This is a genomic window from Stenotrophomonas sp., from assembly GCF_032061965.1.
In the GTDB taxonomy this organism is placed as follows: domain Bacteria; phylum Pseudomonadota; class Gammaproteobacteria; order Xanthomonadales; family Xanthomonadaceae; genus Stenotrophomonas.
Genome location: NZ_DAMBEF010000015.1, coordinates 37,447 through 54,101, shown reverse-complemented (window position 1 = coordinate 54,101; position 16,655 = coordinate 37,447). Strand labels below are relative to the sequence as shown.

The 16,655-nt window shown below is 65.9% G+C and carries 16 protein-coding genes; 5 read left to right on the top strand and 11 right to left on the bottom strand.

The window, feature by feature from the left end:
* Nucleotides 1-132 precede the first annotated feature (132 nt).
* Both RT460_RS10000 and RT460_RS09995 read left to right on the top strand, forming a co-directional pair.
* Complete coding sequence (locus RT460_RS10000; protein WP_313318768.1) at nucleotides 133-381, top strand: hypothetical protein; 249 nt, start codon at nucleotides 133-135, stop codon at nucleotides 379-381.
* A gap of 88 nt (nucleotides 382-469) precedes the next feature.
* Entirely contained in the window at nucleotides 470-2,896 is a 2,427-nt protein-coding gene (locus tag RT460_RS09995; protein WP_313318766.1) for a DUF3772 domain-containing protein, read from the top strand.
* A 70-nt stretch (nucleotides 2,897-2,966) separates the two neighbouring features.
* Here the strand turns inward: RT460_RS09995 and RT460_RS09990 are convergent, their stop codons facing one another.
* Nucleotides 2,967-5,072: a phosphoglycerol transferase I gene (locus RT460_RS09990; RefSeq protein ID WP_313318763.1), complete on the bottom strand. Its 2,106-nt coding sequence runs from the start codon at nucleotides 5,070-5,072 to the stop codon at nucleotides 2,967-2,969.
* Nucleotides 5,073-5,356: 284 nt separating this feature from the next.
* Here RT460_RS09990 and RT460_RS09985 point away from each other — a divergent pair, with 284 nt between their 5' ends.
* Nucleotides 5,357-6,055 carry a class III extradiol ring-cleavage dioxygenase gene (locus RT460_RS09985; protein ID WP_313318762.1) on the top strand — a complete coding sequence of 233 codons (699 nt, stop codon included), beginning with the start codon at nucleotides 5,357-5,359 and terminating at the stop codon, nucleotides 6,053-6,055.
* On the opposite strand, the gene RT460_RS09980 is transcribed toward RT460_RS09985, so the two are convergent.
* A complete protein-coding gene (locus RT460_RS09980) occupies nucleotides 6,052-7,704 on the bottom strand; it encodes an AarF/UbiB family protein (protein WP_313318834.1) in 1,653 nt (550 codons plus the stop codon). The genes RT460_RS09985 and RT460_RS09980 overlap by 4 nt on opposite strands.
* 172 nt (nucleotides 7,705-7,876) lie before the next feature.
* Between RT460_RS09980 and RT460_RS09975 the strand changes: the two genes are divergently transcribed.
* Complete coding sequence (locus RT460_RS09975) at nucleotides 7,877-8,785, top strand: DUF808 domain-containing protein (protein WP_313318760.1); 909 nt, start codon at nucleotides 7,877-7,879, stop codon at nucleotides 8,783-8,785.
* 60 nt (nucleotides 8,786-8,845) lie between these two features.
* Here RT460_RS09975 and RT460_RS09970 read toward each other — a convergent pair whose 3' ends face one another.
* The 3 genes from RT460_RS09970 to RT460_RS09960 all read right to left on the bottom strand — a co-directional run bounded on the left by RT460_RS09970 (nucleotide 8,846) and on the right by RT460_RS09960 (nucleotide 11,647).
* A complete protein-coding gene (locus RT460_RS09970) occupies nucleotides 8,846-9,511 on the bottom strand; it encodes a hypothetical protein (protein WP_313318758.1) in 666 nt (221 codons plus the stop codon).
* A 4-nt stretch (nucleotides 9,512-9,515) separates the two neighbouring features.
* Nucleotides 9,516-10,037 carry a sigma-70 family RNA polymerase sigma factor gene (locus RT460_RS09965; RefSeq protein WP_313318755.1) on the bottom strand — a complete coding sequence of 174 codons (522 nt, stop codon included), beginning with the start codon at nucleotides 10,035-10,037 and terminating at the stop codon, nucleotides 9,516-9,518.
* Between the two features lie 65 nt (nucleotides 10,038-10,102).
* On the bottom strand, nucleotides 10,103-11,647 hold the full coding sequence (locus tag RT460_RS09960) for a GGDEF domain-containing protein (protein WP_313318753.1): 1,545 nt from the start codon (nucleotides 11,645-11,647) through the stop codon (nucleotides 10,103-10,105).
* A 116-nt stretch (nucleotides 11,648-11,763) separates the two neighbouring features.
* On the opposite strand from RT460_RS09960, the gene RT460_RS09955 reads away from it, so the two are divergent.
* Complete coding sequence (locus tag RT460_RS09955) at nucleotides 11,764-12,396, top strand: NAD-dependent epimerase/dehydratase family protein (protein WP_313318751.1); 633 nt, start codon at nucleotides 11,764-11,766, stop codon at nucleotides 12,394-12,396.
* 177 nt (nucleotides 12,397-12,573) lie between these two features.
* Here RT460_RS09955 and RT460_RS09950 read toward each other — a convergent pair whose 3' ends face one another.
* From RT460_RS09950 to RT460_RS09925, 6 genes are all read right to left on the bottom strand, one after another.
* The gene (locus RT460_RS09950; protein WP_313318833.1) at nucleotides 12,574-13,347 is read right to left on the bottom strand and encodes an SDR family oxidoreductase; all 774 of its coding nucleotides are present in this window, start codon (nucleotides 13,345-13,347) and stop codon (nucleotides 12,574-12,576) included.
* Nucleotides 13,348-13,407: 60 nt separating this feature from the next.
* A complete protein-coding gene (locus RT460_RS09945) occupies nucleotides 13,408-13,830 on the bottom strand; it encodes a hypothetical protein (RefSeq protein WP_313318749.1) in 423 nt (140 codons plus the stop codon).
* A gap of 67 nt (nucleotides 13,831-13,897) precedes the next feature.
* Nucleotides 13,898-14,284, bottom strand: a complete 387-nt coding sequence (locus RT460_RS09940) for a VOC family protein (RefSeq protein ID WP_313318747.1) — start codon at nucleotides 14,282-14,284, stop codon at nucleotides 13,898-13,900.
* Between the two features lie 37 nt (nucleotides 14,285-14,321).
* Nucleotides 14,322-14,654 (bottom strand): hypothetical protein, encoded by a 333-nt coding sequence (locus RT460_RS09935; RefSeq protein ID WP_313318746.1) that lies wholly within the window; start codon nucleotides 14,652-14,654, stop codon nucleotides 14,322-14,324.
* A 252-nt stretch (nucleotides 14,655-14,906) separates the two neighbouring features.
* Nucleotides 14,907-16,304, bottom strand: a complete 1,398-nt coding sequence (locus RT460_RS09930) for a dihydrolipoamide acetyltransferase family protein (protein ID WP_313318744.1) — start codon at nucleotides 16,302-16,304, stop codon at nucleotides 14,907-14,909.
* Nucleotides 16,301-16,654, bottom strand: coding sequence for an SH3 domain-containing protein (locus RT460_RS09925; RefSeq protein WP_313318743.1), 354 nt, complete (start codon nucleotides 16,652-16,654; stop codon nucleotides 16,301-16,303). Before RT460_RS09925 ends, RT460_RS09930 begins: the two co-directional genes overlap by 4 nt.
* Between the last annotated feature and the right edge of the window lies 1 nt (nucleotide 16,655).

Here is a 16,655-nt window from a genome sequence, read left to right as displayed (position 1 = left end):
GGTGAAGGCCTCGTGGCCGCCGGCGGGTGTTCTCCGGGCAGGCTGAACCGGCACCGCAGCGCGGCCGCGGATCTTCGCGCCGGTTTCAGCCCGCTGCGCTAGGCTGTTGCCATCCGTAGACGGGAGAAATCCATGTTTGTCGTGATCCTGCTCAAGGGGCAGAACCGCTACGCGCGCGAGCGCTGGGAACAATTGCCGGAAGTGGTCGACTACGAAGGCCACGGGTTTTCACTGCGGGCCGGGCCCCGCCAGCCGTTGCCAACTACCCAGCAATGGGATCCGGTTGCGGTATACGCCCCGGACGAACTCACCGAAGAAGAGTTCCAGGAAATCTACGAGCTCAACCGCCACCACATCACCGAGCTGGGCCTCAAATACTGAGCTTTGCCCAGTGGTTCGCATGCTGCCAACGCGCGCTGCCTTATAGTTCCCGGCAGGCGCGGTGGTCCGCGCAAGCCGGTGTGTTGCCTTGTTTGCCCAACGCTTGAGATTGCCGCTGCGTGCGGCCTTGCTGGTGTTCCTGTTGTCTGCCGGCAGCGCGTTTGCCGCTGCTGAAACCACGACGGGTGCCGAGCTGAGCCCACAGGCCCGCATTGAACAGGCCTCGAAGTCGTTCGAGGCCGTGCAACGTGCGGTCACCGATGCCGATGCGCTGGAGACGCTCAAGACATTGGCCGAGCGCGCTTCGCAGGCGCAGCGCGATGCCGAGGGCGCGGTGCAGGCACTGCAGCCGGAACTGAGCCAGCTCGATGCCCGCATCGAGCAGTTGGGGCCGGCACCGGAAGGTGGCGAGGATGCCGGCATCGCCCGCCAGCGCAAGCTGCTGGGCCAGCAGCGCAGCCAGGTGGATGCGGACATCAAGCGCGGCAAGCTGCTGGCCGAGGATGCCAAGCAGGCCAGCGAGTCGATCGAGAAGATGCGCGCCCAGCAGTTCGGCGAGCAGCTCGGGCGCAAGGTGGCCTCGCCGTTGTCACCGGCCTTATGGCGCGAGTTCGCCGAGCATCTGCCGGATGACCTGGGACGTTTCCATGCGTTGTATCGGCAGGCCAGCAATGCGCTGCTGAAGGCGGCTGACAAGAAGGGCTGGGGCACGCCGTTGCTGGGGGCTGGGCTGGCGCTGCTGCTGTTGTTCCCCCTGCGCCTGTGGTTGCGCCACCTGGGCCGGCGATACGCCGCATCCGAACGTGCGCCGGCAGGGCGTCTGCGCCGTACCGGGCTGGCGGTGTGGCTGCTGCTGGTGGGTACCTTGCTGCCTGGCGTTGCTGCCATCGTGCTGGTGAGTAGCCTGCGCGAGATCGGTGCGATTGCGCCGCGGCTGGAGTCGGTGGCCGATATCTTCGTGGTTGCCACCTTTGTCGCCGCATTCATCGGTGCCCTGGCAGCCGCCCTGCTGGTGCCCAAGCGGCCATCGTGGCGCCTGCTGGACATCGATGATCTGGCCGCCGGCCGCCTGCGTCGCTTTGCCTGGGGCGCGGCTGGCCTGACCTGGCTGACCATGCTGTTGCGCGAGGTCAACCGCTCGGCACGTACCTCGCAGGTGGGCACGATCACCCTGGACGGATTGATCGCGCTGACCTACGTGGTGCTGATCATGTCCATGCTGGCTACCCTGGCCGGTCTCCATCGCCGCCGTGCAGCGGCGGCAGCGCAGGCCGAGCAGGACGCCAGCAAGGGCCATGCGCCGAAGGCCCCGCGCAGCGGCTGGCTGGTGATCGCGCGGTTGGGGGGCTACCTCACCATCTGTGCGGCGTTGGTGGCGACCTTGATGGGCTACCTCAACTTCGCCATGTTCACCGCCCAGCAGATGGTGTGGGTGACGGTGGTGGTGCTGGCGACCACCTTGCTGATGCGTTTCGCCGACGACTTCGCGTTGTGGCTGCTGGCACCGAGCAGCGCCATGGGGCGCATGCTGCGCTTGTCCACCGGCTTGCCCGACAATCGCCTGGAGCAGGGCGGGGTGCTGCTGTCAGCCGCTCTGCGCATTGGGCTGGTGCTGTTGGGCATCACCGCCGTGGTTGCGCCTTTCGGCAATGTCAGTGCGTTGTATGGCTGGCTGGAGCGCCTGGCCGCCGGCATCAAGATCGGCGACAGCCTGCTGACGCCGACCTCCATCTTCAGCGCGATACTGGTGCTGGTGCTTGGGCTGGCGTTGATGCGGGTGGTGCAGCAATGGCTGGTGGAAACCTACCTGCCCAAGACCGAGCTGGACACCGGTGCGCGCAACTCGATCAGCACCGTCGCGCACTACCTGGGCATCGTGCTGGCCGCCCTGTGGGCACTGGCGGCGTTGGGCATTGGCTTCGAGAAGGTGGCGCTGCTGGCCAGTGCACTCTCGGTGGGTATCGGTTTCGGCCTGCAGGCCATTACCCAGAACTTTGTCTCTGGCCTGATCCTGTTGGCCGAGCGCCCGGTGAAAATCGGCGATTGGGTCAAGATCGGTGACCAGGAAGGCGATATCCGGCGCATCTCGGTGCGCTCGACCGAAATCCAGGTGGGCGACCGCTCCACCTTGATCGTGCCGAACTCGGAGCTGATCACCAAGACCATCCGCAACATGACCATGTCCAATGCACTGGGGCGTATCCAGGTGCAGTTCTCGGTGCCGCTGGGTACCGACGTGGGCAAGCTGCGGACGCTGTTGCTGGATATCTACGCCGCCAACGAAACCGTGCTGGACGAGCCGGCGCCTTCGTTCTTCATCGATTCGATCAGCGGTGGCCAGATCGCGGTGAACAGCTTTGCCTACGTGTCCTCGGCGCGCAGTGTCTACGGTACGCGCAGCGACGTGCTGTTCGAGCTGCTGCAGCAGAGCGCGGCCGGCGGCATTGCCCTGGTCACCCCGACCGACATCCACTTGGTCCGTGACCCCGACGAAGGTCCGGTGGGAGCGGCGTAGGCCGCGAAGCAGGCATGCGGGCCGACAGCGGCAACCCCCTCATGACACACGAGGGGGAATGCCTTGGCGGTTACGAACGCGGATGTTCCACCGTCGTTGGTACCAGCGCGTAATCATCCACTGCCAGTTGTTCGGCATGGCTCAGCCAGGCACGGATCTCCAGGTCGTCGATTTCCCGGTCCAGACCGACCGGCATGCGGATACGGCCATCGGCGTCAGCCTGCACCCATTGCTGGGCGACCACCACCTTGCGCTTGGACGACACGGCCTCCACCCAGAACGCGCGCTGCGGGCGCTGTGCCGCGTACAACTCCAGGATGTACTGGCCCGGGCCGGTATGGCGCGGCTGCCGGCTGATCATGCGCGATTGGCGCACGTTGGGGCGTTGCCCACTGAAGGCCTGCAACGGGGCATCCACCGCGATGCCACGGCGTAGCTGCGCGTCGCGGTACATGCGCATGCCCTGTTTGTTGTCCACCAGCAGTGCACACCATTGGCCATCGGCGGATCCGTCCTCGAAGGCGGTGCAGCGGTCGACGTAGGCCAGGCGGTGATGGGGATCGGCCTCCTCGAACTTGCGCGAGGTGTTCTCCAGATACATCGATTTCAGCGCCCACTGCTCGTCGTACTCCAGCAGCACCGGTGGTTGTACCTTCTGCACGCCGACCAGCACCTGGTCGTCGTCCAGGCGCAACATGCGGGTCTGCTCGCCCAGCCACAGCGAGCGGGCGAAGGCGCGGTAGCGCGCATAGTCGCGCTGGTCACTCTGCAATGCCGCGTAGCTGGCGCTGTTGGCTGCAGGAGGGGTCAGCAATGAGCGGCCGAAGCCCATGGCATGGATCGCCGGATCGATCAGGTTCAGGGCGGTTGCGCCGGAGTCGAGCGTGGTGCCCGCGCGGGCGACGATCTGTCGCGGCTGCACGTCCTTGCCCAGGAACAGCAGCAGGTTCTCGCGGTGCTGTTTCTCCAGCACATCGCTCAGGTCGTTGGGCATGGCCAGATGATCGGAAGCGACCACGATCAATGTGTTGTCGGCGAATGCGCTGTCGCGGATGCGGTCCACCAGCCGCGAGATCAGGCGGTCGCTGCACTTGAGCGCGTTGAGCAGGCCGATGTTGCCGTACTCGCTGCGATAGCGCGTGTTCTTGCAGGACACCGGCAGGTGCCCGGCGGGATGGTGGGTGTCCATGGTCAATGCAGTGAGCATGAACGGCTGGCCTGCCTCGGACAGCTCCACGAAGCGGTCATAGGCGCGGTCCAGCAGCACATCGTCATGTACCCCCCAGACGGAGAAGTGCTTCTTGCTGATTTTTTGCTGCTGGAACCACTCCAGGTCGCGTACATCGTCGAAACCATGGCTGCGGAGGAAGTCCGCCTTGGCGGCGAACTGGCCGTTGGCACCGCCCATGTAGTGGTTGCTGTAGCCCTGCTGCTTCAGGTAGTCGCCCAGACAGAACGCCTCGGGCAGGAACTGCCCCATGCGCCCCATGCTGTTTTCGTCGCCCTGCGCGGTGGTCAGCGGCACGCCGCACATCGAGGACACCAGGCCGGCGATGGTCCAGCCGCTGCCATCGGCCGAGGCGATGTTGCGCAGATCCAGTCCCTCGCCGGCCAGACGCGCAATGTTGGGCATCAAGCCGGGAAATGCGGCCTGGTCCAGATAGGTGCGTTCCAGGCTCTCGCCGTAGATCCAGACGATGTTGGGGCGCTTGCCGAGTGGGCGCGAGGGCAGCTGGTATTCCGGTGCCACTGCGCTGTAATCCACCGGCTGCATCTGCTGGTAGACGCGGCGGGCATCGCCATACAGCGGGCTGAGCAGCACCGTGGTGACCAGTGCAGCGGCAAAACCGGCAAACACCGTGGCGCCATGTCGCGGCAAGTGCAGGCGGCGCATGCGCAGCAGTGCCACGGGCAGCACGAAGGACAGCAGCAACAAACCGATGAAGCCGGCGATATAGCCGGCGAAGTCACCTATGCCGGCACCTTCCATGTCGCTGCGCAGGTGGTAGAGCGTGGCCGAGTTGATGCCATCGCCACTGAGTTTGTCGATCAGCCACCACGCGCTGAGCAACAGCAGCATCACGGAAAGAAGAGCGGCCTTGGTACGGGCCAGGACTGGGGAGAGCAGCAGCAGCACAACGAGCGCGGCCAGGCACAGCCAGATGATCCAATGCATGCGGTCACTTGCGGTAGCGGAGGAAGTTGCAGCGGCCGCGGCCGCCGTCGCCTATCACCACGCTGTTTCAGCTACGTGACGAAGGGACGTCCGGATGGTGCCTGCGCGAAGCTGACTGAAATGTTTTTTGGTGATCCAGCGCAAAAATCGCCTATTCATCTTCCCATCACGTGGCCGCAGGCAAAGTGGCGCCCTGCGGTAAGGATGCGGGCGATGGACGCCCGGCACCGCCGCGATCGCCAACAGCCTGTCGGCTGGTACTGGCCTCGCATCCCAGGACACTCATGGACAACGTAATCCGCATGCCCGCGTTGTTTGCAGGGCACGGCACCTTTGATCAGACTTCCGCCAAGAGCGCCGCAGGGCGTGGCTGGCAGGACGTGGCTGCGCTGTTCCCGAGGCCGCGCGCGGTGGTCTGCGTGTCTGCGCAATGGCGCACGCAGGGCATCTGCATCAGCATCGCGCCCGAGCATGAAAGTCCGCACGTCCTGCAGACGGTATCGGCACGGGTCGCGCGGCGCATCAATGGCTTGCTGGATCTGCCCGGTGCGCGCCTGGACAGCAGCCATGCCTTGAACGAAGACGTAATGGCGCTGGTGCAGGCCTTGTATCCGCACGCATCGATCCCGGTCGTGCAGGTCAGCCTGGACACGGCATTGTCACCGCTGGAGCACGCGGCGCTGGGGGCGTGGCTGCGCCCCTTGCGTGAGCAGGGCATCCTGATTGTTGGCATCGGCAACCTTGCTGCGCCGATGCGCGGTGCAGGTGGCGCGCAGCTGCGCGAACTGGTCGGACACGGCAACATCGCGCAGCTGGCGGATATGCCCTCGTTGGACCAGGACGACATGGCGGCCTTCCTGCCGCTGTTGTACACGTTGGCCGTGCGTAACACCGAGGACAGCGTGCAGCTGTTCGACGATGTGCACGATGGCAGTTCGTGCACCTCGGTCTGGCTGCGACCGGACCCGTTGCCGCGCTGCTAACGGTGACTGCGTTCTTCGCGTGCGCTTGCGCGGGTGCGCCGGTCGAACAGCAGCGAACTCAGGATCAGGCCCATGCCGATCACCACGCCAAGGATGAACAGCACGATGGCGAAGGTCGGGTAGCCGAACAGCGTCCAGCGCGACGGTACCCGCATCAGCAGCGCTGATGACAACAGCAGCGCGGCGGTGATCAGGCCGGCGGCGATGCGGTTGGCGACTTTCTGGATGTTCTCCATCAGCCGCGATTCTTCCAGCCCGGTCACCTTCATCTGCAGGCGGTTCTCGGCCAGCAGGCTGAGGATGTCGGACATGCGGCGTGGGCCGGTACGCAGCAACTGCTGCAGTTCCATCGCCTCGCTGGCCAGGTTGGCCGCCGACAGGGATTTGCGGAAGTGCGCACGCATGACGTGCTGCAACTGCTTCTCGACCACGCGGCGCGTGTCCAGCTCCGGCGCCAGCACCCGGCATACGCCTTCCAGGTTGAGCAGGGCCTTGCCCAGCAGACTCAATTCCGGCGGCGTGCGCAGGTTGGCGGCGGTGGCGGTGCGCACGATCTCCAGCACCACGTGGCCTTCGGACATGGTGCCGTTGGCGGCGTAGCGGGCAATCATCTGCCCGGTTTCGCGCAGATAGCGCTCCTCGTCGTAGTCCTCCAGGCGCGTGCTGATGCCGATGATCTCGTCGGCGACTTCTTCGCCGCGGCCATCGACGGCGGCAAACAACACTTTGAGCAGTCGTTCGCGCAGGCGTGGCGGTACATGCGCGACCATGCCCAGGTCGAAGATCGCCAGCTGCCCCTGCGGGGTCACACGCAGGTTGCCCGGGTGTGGGTCGGCATGGATTTCGCCATGCACGAAGATCTGGTCCAGGTAGCCGCGCACCAAGGCCGCCGCCAGTGGTTCCATCGATTGTTCGGTGCGGCGTACCGGTGGGATCGCATCCACGCGCACGCCCTGCACCAGCTCCATGGTCAGTACCCGGCGACTGCACAGGTCCCATACCGGCTGCGGTATCCACAGCTCCGGATAGGGCTGCAGGTGCTGGCCAAAGCGCGCCAGATTGGCGGCCTCGGTCTGGTAGTCCAGCTCCATGCGCAGCGTCTTGGCAAACTCGTCCAGCCAATCGGAGAAACGCACCTTTCGGCCCACCCGTGTCAGGTGGTCGGCGGCGGTGGCAAAACTGCGCAGTACGCCGATGTCCGAGCGCAGCTGGGCGGCGATGTCCGGCTTCTGCACCTTCACCGCGACCTGGCGGCCATCATGCAGCTCGGCCTGATGCACCTGGGCGATGGATGCACAACCCAATGGCTCCGGGTCGAACCAGGCAAATACCTTGCTGACGGGGGCACCCAGCTCCTGTTCGACCACGCTGCGGATCTGCTCGACCGGGATCGGCGCAACCTGCTCCTGCATGCGTTCCAGCGCGGTCACGTACTCGGCGGGAATCATGTCAGGGCGGGTGGACAGCACCTGGCCCAGCTTCACGAAGGTGGTACCCAAGGCCTCCAGGTCAGACACGAACTGGGTGGGGTCGCCGGCGGTGGGGGCCTTGCCCAGCCGTGGGATCTCTCCGTCCAGGGAGATGCCCGAGAAAACGCCGGAGTGCCGGTAGCGCAGCAACAGCCGCACGATCTGTTGGCGGCGGCTCATGCCACCGATGGTCGAGGGACTGTCGTTGCTGGTCGGCTCGCTCACTGCATGCTCCTCGTGGCCAGACCCGCAGTGTGGCCGTTGTCAGGTCGGCAATGGGTGAATGCGCGCTCACTACGCATTGGCGCAGGAATCGGGGAGAATCGCCGTTCCCCATACCAACGGTGTCCCAATGGCTGGAGCCAGCCTGTTTGCCCTGCTCGACGATATCGCAACATTGCTGGACGACGTCTCCATCCTCACCAAGGTTGCCGCCAAGAAGACCGCCGGCGTACTGGGCGACGACCTGGCCTTGAATGCGCAGCAGGTAACGGGTGTCAGTGCCAACCGCGAGTTGCCGGTGGTGTGGGCCGTGGCCAAGGGCTCGATGCTAAACAAGGCGATCCTGGTGCCGGCTGCATTGGCGATCAGTGCCTGGCTGCCGTGGGCGATCACCCCGTTGATGATGATTGGCGGTGCCTTCCTCTGTTACGAAGGCGTGGAAAAGCTGGCGCACAAGTTCCTCCACTCCAAGGAAGAGGACGATGCCCACAAGGCCGAACTCAGCCGCGCATTGGCTGACGACAAGACCGACGTGGTGGCGTGGGAAAAGGACAAGATCAAGGGCGCGGTGCGCACCGATTTCATCCTGTCTGCGGAGATCATCGTGCTGTCGCTGGGCGTGGTATCCGACGCGCCGTTCGGGCAGCAGGTGGCCGCGCTGGTCGCCATTGCCATTGGCATGACCGTCTTCGTCTATGGCCTGGTGGCCGGCATCGTCAAGCTCGACGACGTCGGTGCCTGGCTGTTGGACAAGGGCCGCGCGATGGCCGCCTTGGGGCGCGGCATCCTGCGCGCCACGCCGTGGTTGATGCGTGCCCTGTCCGTCGCTGGTACCGCGGCGATGTTCCTGGTGGGTGGCGGCATCCTGGTGCACGCCATCCCGGCGCTGCATCACTTCGTGATCGGCCTGGCACCTGCCAACCTGGCGTGGTTGGCCAACGCGCTGGGCAGCGTGGTGGTGGGCATCGCCATCGGTATCGCGGTGCTTGCGGCGGTGACGCTGTTCCAGCGCCTGCGCGGTGGCAAGGCCGCGCACTGAGTTGTCACGGCCGCCCTGTCCCACGCGGAATGGGGCGGCCGGGTCCAACGGGTATCACGGTCACTGCAGCTTGAACGCCTGGATCTCCTGCAGCGTGCGTTGTGCGCGCAGCAACGACTGCCCGGAGAGGGTGTCCAGCCAGCGTCGTGCCCAATGTTGCGCGTCCACTTGGCGCAGGCCCCAGCGCGCCGCGGCGACGGCGCCAATCATGGCGACCACGCCAATCCCCAGGGTGGCCAGGAACCAGCGCGGCGCCGCCGCGTAAAGATCCAGCCCCAACCATTGCACGCAGGCCCACTGCAGGGCGAGCAGCCACAGGCAGAGCCAGGGCAGGCCCAGCGCCAGCTCGGTGACTGCGGTGAAGCGGCGCAGTCTTGCCAGCCGCAGCTGTTGCGTCACTACCGGCGCATCACCCCCATGCAGCTGCAAGGCCAGCAAGGCGCGGGTAATGGATACCCAGATCGCGGCGATGCCGTAGACGTGGAAGGCCAGCCCGGTCAGCAGCAGCTGCGGTACCTGCCGGTGCGCGATCCAGAAGGTCGCGGCCAGCGCGGTGACCACGATCCACGCCAGCAACCAACTCAGCTGCATGCCACTGAACCAACGCAGCCGTCGGCGGACCTCCTGCTGGCGTGGCTGCTGCCAGGCCTGCGCTACCAGGCCCTCCAGATGATCGATGCGCTGGGTCTGTTGCGCCCAGGCAGTCTTGAGTTGTTCCAGTTCCATGGGCTCAGCCTTGTCGGGTCGGGGTGTCGGCGAACTGCTCACGCAGCTGCTGTTTGATGCGATGCAGGCGGGTGGCGGCGTTGCTGGCACTGATGCCCAGCACTTCGCCGATCTGGCGGTGGCTGCAATCGTCCAGGTGCAGCAGGACCAGGGCGCGGTCCAGCGGCGGCAGGGCCTGGATGACCGCATAGAGCTGGGTGAGCTGCGCGGCGTCCTCGGTGGTGTCGGCGGCCGGCAGCGTGTCGATGTCGTGGTTGTCGGCGTGGTGGCGTTGCCGCACGCGCACCGCACGTACCCGCGTGATGGCCACATTCAAGGCAATGCGATACAGCCAGGTGCTGAACTGCGCACGCGTGGCATCGAATCCGGCGAAGCCCTGCCAGGCCTGAATGCTTATTTCCTGCAGCAGGTCGCGACGATCCTCGGCATCGCGGCAATAGCTGCGCGCCACCTTGAGCACGATGCCCTGGTGTTGCCCCAGCAGTTCGGCGAAGTGGTGGCGCTGGGCCTCGGTGGCGGTGGTCATGCGGGTGTCCATGCGCAGGTGATACGCATCAGTGGACGGAATATCACAGCCCGCAGGCGCTAGGCTCAGTCGGCGCTGCGGACCTGATCGCGCCCGGCCTGTTTGGCCGCATACAGTGCCCGGTCGGCACGCTGCAGCAACTGCTCGGTGCTCTCACCGGCCTGCCATTGCGCCACCCCGGCGCTCAAGCGCACGTGCACCCGTTGGTCGTCGTGCAGGAAGGGGCGTTGTGCCAGCGCTTCCTGCAGGCGCCGCAGCTGCGCCTCGGCCTGCGCCAGCGGCATGTCGGTGAGGATCAGCACGAACTCATCGCCGCCCAGTCGCGCGATCTGACCCGTGTTGCCAAGCCGGGCCTGGGCGGTTGCCACCAGGTGGCGCAGGGCGCGGTCTCCACCGGCATGGCCATAGCTGGCATTGGTGTGGCTGAAGTGGTCCAGGTCGAGCATGGCGATGCTCAGCGGGCCCTGTGCCGTCGCCATGGCCTGGACCAATGCAGCTTCCAGCCCGCGCCGGTTGAGTGCGCCGGTCAATGGATCGGTACGCAGCTGGCTGCCGACGTCCTCCAGTTCACGCTCAAGCTGTTGCACGCGCAGCTCGGCAGCCTTGGCTTCAGCGCGGGCGTTGGCCAGGTGGTCGCGCGCGCGCGCGGCCTGCGACTGGACGCGGGCGGTGTCCTGCAGCACTTCCTGCAACAGATGGTTGAGGTCGGCGATGCTGCGGGCCTGGCGCACGGCGATGGCATAGCTGGCGATGCGATCGTGGTACTCGCCGGTTTCGGTCGCCATGCCATCGACCTGCTGGACGAAGTCGACCATCAGGTCCTTCATCGCCTGCTTGGATTCACCGATGCCCTGGCGCAGCAGGCCTTGCCGGTAGATCACTTCGCGCAGCTCGTTGCGGGCCTGCTCCAGCGAGGCCGTATCCAACGGCCCGGCCAGGACTTCGCGCACGGTGCGTACCTGTCCATGCAGCCAGCTCTGCTCGTCCAGCAGTTCGGTGATGTTGTCCAACAACAGTGCGAACAGCTTGAGCAGCAGCTCGTGCTGTTCCTGCAGGCTGGCACTGCGCACGCCCACCTGATGGCAGAGCTCGCGCAGGTGGGTGGCGATGGGCTGCAGGGATTGGCCGCTGCGCCAGATGCGCAGCTCCTCGCTCATCTGCCCGGCCTGCTGGCCCAGTGCGGGGGCCTGTTGCAGCAGGCTGGCCAGCACCGCGTCCAACGTGTCGCGCAGCAGGTCACGCAGTTGCGTGGATTCACTGTTGCCGGCGCCCGGCGTGTCCTGCTCGATGGTGCGGATGTACTTGTCGATCAGCTGCCGCAGCAGCCGTCCGTAGCGTTGCCAGTCCTGCTCGGCGTGGGCGCTGTGCAGGCGCAAGCCCATGTCACCCAGCTCGCCGGGCAAGGTGCACAAGCCCTGGGCGAAGGCTGCGAGCAGCGGCTCGGGGGCCTCGGCGCCGATGAAAAGACGTTGCAGCATGGCCATGCCGGCGTTGCCATTGCCCAGGGTGGCCGCGGTATCGCCGGCACTGGCTGTTGCCGACCGACGGGACAGGATGCGCCCCAGCCCGCTGCCGCGGGAGTGGGAGGTATCGTCAGGGCTGTCAGCCATCGTGCCGGTTCCGCGGGGTTGGGGGTGCTGTCGCGCACCGCTGGGGTGGTTTCCAACAGCCATTATCGGCAAGGTGGTGGCCTGCTTGAATGGCAACCGGTCACGGAGGGAGATGCATGCGGGTACTTTTGGCAGGTGCGACCGGGCTGGTCGGCGCCCAGGTGTTGCAGCGGCTGCTGGCCGACCCGCGGTGTACGGCGGTGCTGGCACCGACCCGGCGTGCGCTGCTGGTGAATCATGCGCGGCTGTGCAACCCGGTGGTGGATTTCGAGCAGTTGCCCCTGCAATCGCAGGACTGGCAAGTGGACGCGGCGATCTGCGCGCTGGGATCGACCATGAAACAGGCGGGGTCGCGACAGGCCTTCCATCGCATCGATCATGATTACCCGTTGGCCATTGCCAATGCCGTGCATGCTCATGGCTGCAAGGTGTTTGCGCTCAATTCGGCAGCCGGTGCCAACCCGGATGCGTGGGTGTTCTACAGCCGGGTGAAGGGCGAGCTGGAGCGCGATCTGAGGGCCGTCGGTTTTGCATCTTTGACCCTGGTACGGCCCGGCCTGATCGGTGGCGAGCGTGCCGAACACCGCGCCGGCGAACAGTTCGCCAGCAAGGTGCTGGGCGCATTGGGGCCGGTGTTGCCGCGGGCCTGGCGGATCAACCCGGCAAGCAGCATCGCAGCCGCATTGGTCGAGGCCGCGCTGGCGCCACGGCCGGGCGTACGGGTGATCGGTCCGGCAGCGCTGGTCTGATGGCCGCTCCAGCGGCGGTCCAATGTGCGGAGTTGTCGGGAACGTGCGAAAGGAAAGGCGCGCAACCCGGGTGCGCGGTGCTTACCCGCGCCGTGTGACCACGTCGTGGCCCGGGCCCTGCGCGGCAACGGCCGCGCGCGGAGTCGGTGATGGCTGAAGCGCAGCGGGCTTCGCGGCTTACACCGCTGTTGCCGGGAGGGATTGGCCGCCATCCACGGCCAGGATCTGGCCGGTGATCCAGCGCGCCTGGGGCGAGCACAGGAACAGCGCGGCGGCGGCAACATCCTCGGCGTTGCCAAAGCCGCCAAACGGGATGCGATCACGGATCTGTGCATACAGTGCTGGCTCATCACTGCGGCGTCGGTCCCACAGGCCCCCCGGGAATTCGATCGAGCCGGGGGCGATCGCGTTGACGCGGATGCGTTCGCGCGCCAGTTCGGTGGCCAGCGATACGGTGTAGTAGTTCAACGCGGCCTTCGCGGTGGAATAGGCCGCCGCACGCGGCGTTGGCACCGAGGCATTGATCGAGCTGACGTTGAGGATGGCCGGCTGCGCGCTGTGCCGCAGATACGGCAAGGCGTCGCGATTGGTACGCACGGCGGCCATCAGGTCGACATCGAAGCCGGCCTGCCAACTGGCGTCATCGTTGCCGTTGCCGAAACCGGACGCATTGTTGATGACGATATCGATGCCGCCCAGCGCGTTTGCGGCGGCATCCACCCAGTGTGTGATCTGCGCAGGATCGGCCAGGTCGCAGGGCTGGCTGTGCACGGTTGCCGCACCCGCCTGCTGCAGCTTACGCGTAGCCTGTTGCAGGGCCTGTGCGCCGCGCGCGCAGATGCTCAGGTTTGCGCCGGTTGTCGCAAAGGCGTGGGCGATGGCAAGGCCGATGCCGCGACTGCCGCCAGCCACCAGCACGCGTGGGGCGTTGGACGAAGAGGTGGGGCGCATGCGCTGATCCTGCAGGTCACGGGCCTGCATTATCACCGCCTTGTCGCGAACGCGGTGGGCTCAGGGCAAGCCGGGCACGTTCAGGGTGGCGAACAGTTCGTTCTGCGCTTTTTTGGCCATTGAACGTGGCAGGCGGGCCAGGAATCCATTGCCGCTCAGTGCCATGTCGCCCTTGATGATGAAGCCATTGATCTGGGTATAGCTCTTGAATACATAGCGGCGACCCTCCTGGCTGACTTCAAGGAACATCGGCGAGGTAAGAATGTTGTTGCCCTTGCGGTAAACCCGCGTGCCGTTGCTGTCACTGATCCGTCGATAGCCGTGGCTGTCAGCCCAGGCATCAACCTTGGCCAGCACGTTCTGGTCAGAGGTGAAGCTGGTCAGGTCATGCGGGGAGCCGCTGTTTTTTGCGATCAGTGCCATGACGTTGATGGCGGCCAGGCCCACCAGGCCACCCGCGATCATTCCGGTAATCAATCCCATGCGGTGTCTTCCTTGAACGTGAAGCCCGCTATTGGGACATGCCGGCGTTCATTGCACCGTGAAGGGGCTATTCCCAGGTGTTGGGGGCCGGGCCCTGCCCGGGGTCACGCATGCGCACGATGCAGAAGCGATGACCGGTAGGTGCTTCCATCACCCACCAGCGTTTGACGAAACCGATACGGCGCGCACCAAGTGCTTCCAGGCGCTCGGCTTCGGCATCGATGTCGTCTGCCTCGATATCCAGGTGCACGCGCGAAGGATGGCTGACGCGCTGCACTTCCACATGCAGCCCGCCAGGGGCGTCCTGCAGTTCGCTGTACTGTGCGCCGTCATCTTCGGTGTAACCGGGCTCGGCCTTCAGGCCCAGCGCGGCGCTCCAGAAGGCGGCAGCGGTATCACTGTCGGTGTCCTGGCAATCAATGATGAAGCCGGCGAGGCGGCTGCGATGGGCCATGGCGGTACTCCGTTGCGTGCAGGACGGTTGGCTGCAGTCAGTGATTGGACAGGAACAATTCCACCTTGCCGCAGCTCGGGCAGGCGTGCAGGTCGAACTCTTCGCGGTTGACGAACAGCTCGCCCAGATTGCCAAACAGGAAGGGCATGGCCTGCGTGCCTTCGTGGAAGCGTCGCCGGCCAATGAATGTCATGCGCGTGCCGGGGCAACGCAGGCAGTTGATCAGGCGGGGTGGTTGCATCCAGGCCGGGGTATCGCTGTCCTGGCTGCCGGATGCGCGCGTGCCATCGGAAAAACTGCCGCATTTCCAGCATTGGTCGAAGCTGTCTTCGTTTGTTTCCTTGCAGTTGCTGCAGGTCCAGGTGGCCATGATGGGCTGACGGCAGGTTTGGGTGCTGCCATCCTAACGCGCCGTGGGGGGATGCTGAGGTGACAACTTGTTGAAGGTTTCGGGATGCGGGACTTGTCTTGATCCGTCATCGCTACGTATCCAGCCGTCGCATGCAACTGCAGCCGCAAAGCCGCGTTTCGATTGCGGGAGAGGGGACGAGGTGGCAGATAAAAAAAAGGCCCGCATTGCTGCGGGCCCAATGTCTTGCTGCAACTGGGATTCAAGCGTGGATCAGCTGGCCATGGCCAGATCATCGATGAGCACCCGCAGGAAGCGCGCCGCTTCGCCGCCGGTGCAGGCGCGGTGATCGAAGGTAACCGACAGCGGGATGACCTTGTGGGTTTCAATGCCGCCCATCACCGGAGTGACCTGGAAGCGGGCACGGCCGGCGGCAACGATGGCCACGCAGGGCGGCACCACCACAGGCGTGGCATAGCGGCCGGCGAACATGCCGAAGTTGGACAGGCTGATGGTGTAGCCACTCAGTTCCGACGACGCGATCGAACGGTCTTCGACCTGCTGGCGCAGGCGGTTGATGCCTTCGCGCACGGCGCGTGCATCCAGCATGTCGGCATTGCGCAGGGCCGGTACGAACAGGCCATCGTCGGTGTCCACGGCAATGCCGATGTCGACCTGGGCATGCAGGGTGCGGGTGAGGTTGTCACCGTCGAACCAGGCATTCATCGCCGGCACCGCCTGGCAGGCGCTGACGATGGCGCGGACCAGACGCGAGGTCATATCGTTGCCCGGTGCCCAGGCATGGATGTCGGCATCGTCGCTGAGCGTGGTCGGCACGACCTTGCTGTGCGCATCAGCCATCACCCGCGCCATGTTGCGGCGCACGCCCTTGAGCGGTTCCGGCTGGCCCTTGGCGATGACGCCCGGGGGCGCGGTGCGCATCGGCTTGCCGGCGGCGGACAGCGGGGTGCGGCTTGCGACTGAATCCCTTCCCCCGCTTGCGGGGGAAGGTGCCCGCAGGGCGGAAGGGGGTAGGCCCTCACCCGCCGCGCTGTGCGCGCCGACCTCTCCCGCTTGCGGGAGAGGTGAACCCACGCGCGCCGTGCCATCTGCCGCCGCCTGCTTCACATCATTCATCGTCACCGCACCTTCGGCGCCGGTGGCGCGGACGCGGGTCAGGTCAACGCCCAGCTTGCGGGCCATCGCACGCACGGCCGGCATCGCCTTGACGCCGCCGACGGCCACGGCCTGCTCGGTGTGCACGGCATTGGAGCTGACCATCGCACCAACCACGGTGCCTTCATCGGCACGCTCGGCGGCGGCTGCGGCAACCGGGGCCGGTGCAGCGGCCGGTGCCGGCGCGGCGTCGGCCGGGGCGCCGTGGTGATGGCCGGTGTCCTGGCCTTCGGCACGCTGCGGCAGGTTGGGGTCGATCTCGAAACTGGCCAGTACGTGGCCGGTGACCACGATGTCGCCGGCGGCACCGGCCAGTTTCAGCACCTTGCCGGAGACCGGCGAGGGCACTTCGACCACGGCCTTTGCGGTCTCCATCGACACCAGTGGTTCGTCGAGCTTGATCACGTCGCCTTCCTTGACGAACCACTCCACGATGGTCGCGTCCGGCAGGCCTTCGCCCAGGTCGGGCAGGTTGAAATTCTTGGTCTGGCTCATGTGCAGTTCTCTTCCAGCAATTCAAGTTCGCGTGCCGGCAACCAGCCCTGCGCGCCGTCGGCGCGTTCGGACCACCACCAGCCGCCATGTTCGTGATGCAGCTTCACCTGCTCGCCACGGTCGACGTCCAGCTCGCGTGCGCTGTAGTCGCACAGCGCTTCGGCACGGCCGTCGTCCAGTACCCGCAACCAGGCTACCGGCGCCCAGCCGGCACTGCCTGCCTCGGTTTTCACCCAGGCAAAGGCAGGCCATTCCTCGTCACGCACACCGAGCTCGACGATCTGCCCGGTGCGGAACTGCAGTGGCGTACGGTATTGGCTGCGGTAGCTGCCAATCAGGCGTGCCAGCATG

Excerpts from the sequence above, each read along its gene's own strand:
- RT460_RS09985 (WP_313318762.1), top strand. The coding sequence starts at position 5,357 with ATGGACAACGTAATCCGCATGCCCGCGTTGTTTGCAGGGCACGGCACC.
- RT460_RS09965 (WP_313318755.1), bottom strand. The coding sequence starts at position 10,037 with ATGACCACCGCCACCGAGGCCCAGCGCCACCACTTCGCCGAACTGCTG.
- RT460_RS09925 (WP_313318743.1), bottom strand. The coding sequence starts at position 16,654 with ATGCTGGCACGCCTGATTGGCAGCTACCGCAGCCAATACCGTACGCCA.
- RT460_RS09970 (WP_313318758.1), bottom strand. The coding sequence starts at position 9,511 with ATGGAACTGGAACAACTCAAGACTGCCTGGGCGCAACAGACCCAGCGC.
- RT460_RS09980 (WP_313318834.1), bottom strand. The coding sequence starts at position 7,704 with ATGAGCCGCCGCCAACAGATCGTGCGGCTGTTGCTGCGCTACCGGCAC.
- RT460_RS09930 (WP_313318744.1), bottom strand. The coding sequence starts at position 16,304 with ATGAGCCAGACCAAGAATTTCAACCTGCCCGACCTGGGCGAAGGCCTG.
- RT460_RS09940 (WP_313318747.1), bottom strand. The coding sequence starts at position 14,284 with ATGGCCCATCGCAGCCGCCTCGCCGGCTTCATCATTGATTGCCAGGAC.
- RT460_RS09935 (WP_313318746.1), bottom strand. The coding sequence starts at position 14,654 with ATGGCCACCTGGACCTGCAGCAACTGCAAGGAAACAAACGAAGACAGC.
- RT460_RS09975 (WP_313318760.1), top strand. The coding sequence starts at position 7,877 with ATGGCTGGAGCCAGCCTGTTTGCCCTGCTCGACGATATCGCAACATTG.
- RT460_RS10000 (WP_313318768.1), top strand. The coding sequence starts at position 133 with ATGTTTGTCGTGATCCTGCTCAAGGGGCAGAACCGCTACGCGCGCGAG.
- RT460_RS09950 (WP_313318833.1), bottom strand. The coding sequence starts at position 13,347 with ATGCGCCCCACCTCTTCGTCCAACGCCCCACGCGTGCTGGTGGCTGGC.
- RT460_RS09955 (WP_313318751.1), top strand. The coding sequence starts at position 11,764 with ATGCGGGTACTTTTGGCAGGTGCGACCGGGCTGGTCGGCGCCCAGGTG.
- RT460_RS09990 (WP_313318763.1), bottom strand. The coding sequence starts at position 5,072 with ATGCATTGGATCATCTGGCTGTGCCTGGCCGCGCTCGTTGTGCTGCTG.
- RT460_RS09960 (WP_313318753.1), bottom strand. The coding sequence starts at position 11,647 with ATGGCTGACAGCCCTGACGATACCTCCCACTCCCGCGGCAGCGGGCTG.
- RT460_RS09945 (WP_313318749.1), bottom strand. The coding sequence starts at position 13,830 with ATGGGATTGATTACCGGAATGATCGCGGGTGGCCTGGTGGGCCTGGCC.